Origin of the sequence: Aeromonas salmonicida subsp. salmonicida, assembly GCF_001643305.1 — a bacterium.
In the GTDB taxonomy this organism is placed as follows: Bacteria; Pseudomonadota; Gammaproteobacteria; order Enterobacterales; family Aeromonadaceae; genus Aeromonas; species Aeromonas salmonicida.
The window spans coordinates 1-4,434 of sequence record NZ_LSGW01000008.1 but is presented as its reverse complement, the minus strand read 5'-3'; the positions used below and the strand labels follow the sequence as shown (position 1 = coordinate 4,434).

Annotated in this window: 5 protein-coding genes; 4 read left to right on the top strand and 1 reads right to left on the bottom strand. The window is 59.8% G+C overall.

The window, feature by feature from the left end:
- From AXW79_RS23515 to AXW79_RS00710, 3 genes are all read left to right on the top strand, one after another.
- Positions 1-738: hypothetical protein (locus tag AXW79_RS23515; protein WP_238325320.1), on the top strand; the 738-nt coding region annotated here is incomplete at its 5' end.
- Positions 735-1,277 carry a baseplate complex protein gene (locus tag AXW79_RS00715; RefSeq protein ID WP_005321890.1) on the top strand — a complete coding sequence of 181 codons (543 nt, stop codon included), beginning with the start codon at positions 735-737 and terminating at the stop codon, positions 1,275-1,277. The genes AXW79_RS23515 and AXW79_RS00715, both read left to right, overlap by 4 nt.
- Entirely contained in the window at positions 1,274-2,887 is a 1,614-nt protein-coding gene (locus tag AXW79_RS00710) for a hypothetical protein (protein WP_011898568.1), read from the top strand. The genes AXW79_RS00715 and AXW79_RS00710 overlap by 4 nt, the downstream gene beginning before the upstream one ends.
- A 25-nt stretch (positions 2,888-2,912) precedes the next feature.
- Here the strand turns inward: AXW79_RS00710 and AXW79_RS00705 are convergent, their stop codons facing one another.
- The gene (locus AXW79_RS00705) at positions 2,913-3,449 is read right to left on the bottom strand and encodes a hypothetical protein (protein ID WP_005322266.1); all 537 of its coding nucleotides are present in this window, start codon (positions 3,447-3,449) and stop codon (positions 2,913-2,915) included.
- Positions 3,450-3,681: 232 nt separating this feature from the next.
- Here AXW79_RS00705 and AXW79_RS24085 point away from each other — a divergent pair, with 232 nt between their 5' ends.
- A complete protein-coding gene (locus AXW79_RS24085; RefSeq protein WP_238325321.1) occupies positions 3,682-4,419 on the top strand; it encodes a type VI secretion system PAAR protein in 738 nt (245 codons plus the stop codon).
- Positions 4,420-4,434: the final 15 nt, after the last annotated feature.

Sequence of the window (4,434 nt, the reverse complement as noted above, 5' to 3'; positions counted from 1 at the left end):
CGCCGCCACCCGTTAAGCGATGCGGCCACCGCGCTGGCAGGTCTGCGCGCCGAGCTCGACCGGTTGCTGGTCACTGGCCGTTGTCTGACCGTCACCCCCTATCAGCACGGGGTCGGCCAACCACAGGGGCAACAGTTCAGCCTGGCCGCCCCCAATGCGGTGGCCACCCTGGCCACCAAGCTGCAGGACGGGGCCGACCCCCTCCTGCCCAGCGGGCAACTGCATGCCCTCGCCTGGCTGGTCACTGGTAACAGCGCCGAGGATCTAGCCAAGCAGCTGGCCATCCTCTGCCCCCTGCTGCCACTGCCAGAGTGGTGCGCCACCCTGCGCCGCCTCACCGCCGACAATGACACAATGAGCCAGCCCACGGCGGCCAAGGTGCCGCGCTGGCGCGCCGATGAGCCGCTGCTCTGGGAGCCACTGCGCCCGGCCCGCATGGCGCTGGGGGCAACGCTTGCCCAGCTCGAGAGCCTGGCCCGGGATAGCCAGACCCCGATCGCCAAGCTGCAGGGGCTGGCGACCCGCCGCACCGCTCGCCTTGCACAACTCGCCGAGACCCTTGCCCAGCTGGGCCAGCTGTCCGGCACGCTCTGGCACTGGCAAGGCCAGGGGGATGTGGCCAGCCTCGCCACCCAGCTCGGGCAGAGCTCCCCACCCGACCACAGCCAGAGCATGACTGTTGGGGCTCTGCTGCTCTCCCCCTCCCCGCTCACCTTCTGGCAGGAGTTAACCCCATGAGCCAAGCCATGCTGACCCTCGATGGCGAGCCCATCATCATGAAATCGATGCGGGTCTCTGCGTCGATGCAGTTTCAGGACAAGGACCAGAGCGGCCAGACCAGCTCGACCAGCAGCGCCGAACAGGGCGCCAAGGCCAAGGAGCTCGACGTCTCCGGCCTCATCCCGTTCAAGGATGAGCGCATGCTGAGCCGGCTGTTTGAGTTGGCCGATGCCAAGGGCGATGGCGGCAAGCGCCACGTCTACCGGGTCGGCTCGCTTTTGGCCAAGTCGGTGAAGGTGCGCCAGGCCAAGTTTGCTGGGCGCATCACTGCCAGCGAGCAAGAGGGGCTATTAGCCTGGCAGGTGCAGTTCACTTTGAAGGAGTTCAACTCGGTACCGGAGAAGCGCGAACAACGCCTGCCAAAGACGGCCCCGACCGTGGGCCAGGGCACCGATAACACCAGTGCCGCCAAGGGTGGTGGCAAAGGGGATGGTGAGCCGGATCTCAGCAGCTTCGAGCGCTATGTGCTCAAACCGATGGATGACGTACTGGCATGAAACTCTCCACTTCACTGGCCCTCGCCGGCCAACCGGTGCACCTCATCGACCACGACCTGGTGCTGGACATCAACGCCGGCGGCCGCGCCGCCCTGACCATTGAGGGAACCGCCCGCAAGGGGCAGACCTTCACCCTGGATACCGGCTATAACGGTGACCTGCGCCGCTGGTTCACCGGTTACGTGTACGACGTGCAGCCTGCCGCCAATGGCGCCAGCAAACTGCTGTGCCGTGAGCTGGCCGGCGCCTTGGGCTCTCGGCTGCCGGTCAGCCAGCAACACGCCACCCTGCGCGGCCTGCTGGCCTGGCTGACCGACCAAACCGGGCTGACCTTCTTGCTGCCCAAGGGCCGCGATTACACCGACCGGCCGATCCCCAACTTCACCAGCGCGGGCACCGGCTATCAGCTGCTCGATAACGCTGGCCGCGCCTTTGAGGTGCCTGACTTTGTCTGGTACCAGCAACCCGATGGCGCCATCTTCGTCGGCAGCCACGCCGACAGCCGCTGGCATGACAAGGAGGTCATGCTTGATCTCGCCTGGTCAGGCCGCCAGGCAGGCGACTCCCTGACCCTGTCACCAGTGCCGGCCATCCGTCCCGGCACCATCCTCAACGGCAAGCGGGTGATACGGGTGCGGCTCAAGGGTGACGAAATGACCCTGACCACGGCCACCCCGGGCAAGGTCACCAAGTCACCAGAGCGGCGCAAGATAGAGGGGGAGTTCCCGGAGCTGGCCGACAAGATGCACCTGCCCAAGTTCGGGCGGGTCGAGACCATCAGCGATCAGGCCAGCGCCGGCCAGCTCAATGACCCCTTTCGCCCCCGCTATGCGGTGGACGTGCAACTGCTAGGCGAAGATGGCCAACCAGACAAAGCCGCCCCACTTTATCGGGCCGTGCCGCTGCCGGTGCAGTTCGGCGGGCAGGAGCAAGGCCTGCTGCAGTTCCCCATCGAGGGGACACTGGTTGAACTGGGCTTTGCCTTTGGGCGGGCCGATCGGCCCTTTATCCGTACAGTGCTCGGCAGCGGCTGGGCCCTGCCGGACATCGCCCCGGGCGAGCAACTGCAGCAACAACGGGCCGAGGTGTTCAGCCGCACCGATACCGTGGGCAACCTGAGCCGCCACACCGACCGGCGCCTGCATGACCAGGCCCTGCAGATGCACCACCAGAGTGACGACTACCTGGGGGAACATGGCCAGCATCGACTGCAGGTGGTACAGCACAGCATAGAGGCGGTGGGCGGGTTCAAGCTCATCGAGGCGCTGGGGGCCATCGAGCTGCTGGCAGGTGATGATCTCATCCTGGGGAGTCTGGGCAACATGAGCCAGACCACGGCGGGGGATCTGGTCGAGGTGGTGGGTCAGCTGCGCCGGGCTGTTGCCGGCGAGCTGCAACACCTGGAGGCGCCCCGTTCGTGGATGGGGACCGAGGGCGTGAACATCTTCAGGCTGCTGCTGCAGCTGATGAACGTGGTGGAACAGCTGGCCGCGGCCACTGCCGGCCATACCCACGGCAGCGGGCCAGCACCCGGTAACAGCGGGGCCATGACAGGACATGGCCAACAAGCCAAGCAGTTGGCCAGCCAGCTATCCCCCATCATCGAGTAAAACGAAGGGCCTCTAAGGCCCTTACTCATTTTTGCTCAAACATCTCTTTGTTAAGCTTCTCTTTCAGTGCTTCCAGAGAGAGCTTGTCGAAAGCCTGATCTAGTTTCATGAGACCTTGCGCACCACAATTTTGGGAGTAGAGGTCCTTGCCAAAACGCCAGCTCGTCTGTTTGACGTAACACTGCTCCCATCCCAAACGCTCAATACTCGACATACTGGCTTTTTGCGTCAGCAGTCCCAAAACAGCAGCAACAATAATCAGAGCAATGACAACGATCCCCCGTCGCTTAACAGCCGTTGAAGAAAGGTCTGGCTCAGGTATGGCAATGGAAAACATCAATCTCCCACCGGCATACAGCATGAATGGGGTCGCAAGTAAGCCGATGAAGATTGCAAACCAGCCTCGCCAGTCATTCATTCGCAACGGATCTGCAGGTGTCAGTGCAAGCAGATCCAAGAATTCAGAACCATATATCATGGCCATCCAAACGCCACCGATCCCGAGTAACGCGACCACCAATCCACTGGCACGCATCTGCCATGAGACATGCACAGTCGTCATTCAAACTTCGCCTTAACCACTTGTTTCATCATCTCAGAGAGCTCTGCTTCTTCGTCAACAAAGTCGACAAGCCTACCAGTTGTAATCGTTACTAAGGGAAACCAAATTCTTTTTGATCTTATCTGTGACGTTTTTTGTCACAGGCTGCACAAAATCAGAAACATGCATCTAGGGCTGCATTTGCGCCCATGATATCGTGAGCATATTTTGTTCGTGTCGATGAGGAATCCAGATGACAAAACAGGCTGCGAAAGTAGGTGATATTGGTACAGACCATGATGGGTTTCATCCTACAGCTATCATTGCAGGGTCGCCCGATGTGTTCATAGACGGTATTCCTGCTGCCCGTGTTGGTGATCCCCTCGCTCCTCATGACAAACCAAATAATCCACCACACCCCAGATCAATTGCATCAGGTTCTTCTACCGTCTTTATCAACGGAATGCCCGCAGCCTTAACTGGCGGAGCAGTTGATTGCGGCGGTGTCATCATTGGTTCTGGGACAGTAGTTATTGGTGACCAAGCACCAGCAGGACGAGCGGCACCGGCACCACAACCTGTCACGCCTGTAGAGATACCGGTTAAAAATGCCTATTGGCCTCCCTATGACTTTGCTCAGGGGAAGACGCTAGAGGTTGTATACACCATGGCACCAACTGATATAGCTGTACTCTCATTGGCAGAGGCTAAAGAGCTGCTGCAGACGCTTTACTCTGAGATGGGTGGTAAGGATGCAGTGGGTACAACTAAGAGCTACCACGACTTGGTAGATGGCGTTAAAACGGCTGCCCAAACTGCCAAAGGCTTAGGTGGATTAGGCGTTATTTCTTATGCCAAGAATATCAACGGTATTGATTATGTAATCATCAAGAACTATCGCCGCCATGCTCAAACCTTGATGAAAGGGAATAAATGGAAATCGAGTAATCCACGAGTTGTTCAAATAGGTATTGGTTTAACTGATGTTTGAATCGCCCCCAGTTCC

Excerpts from the sequence above, each read along its gene's own strand:
- AXW79_RS00715 (WP_005321890.1), top strand. The coding sequence starts at position 735 with ATGAGCCAAGCCATGCTGACCCTCGATGGCGAGCCCATCATCATGAAA.
- AXW79_RS00710 (WP_011898568.1), top strand. The coding sequence starts at position 1,274 with ATGAAACTCTCCACTTCACTGGCCCTCGCCGGCCAACCGGTGCACCTC.
- AXW79_RS00705 (WP_005322266.1), bottom strand. The coding sequence starts at position 3,449 with ATGACGACTGTGCATGTCTCATGGCAGATGCGTGCCAGTGGATTGGTG.
- AXW79_RS24085 (WP_238325321.1), top strand. The coding sequence starts at position 3,682 with ATGACAAAACAGGCTGCGAAAGTAGGTGATATTGGTACAGACCATGAT.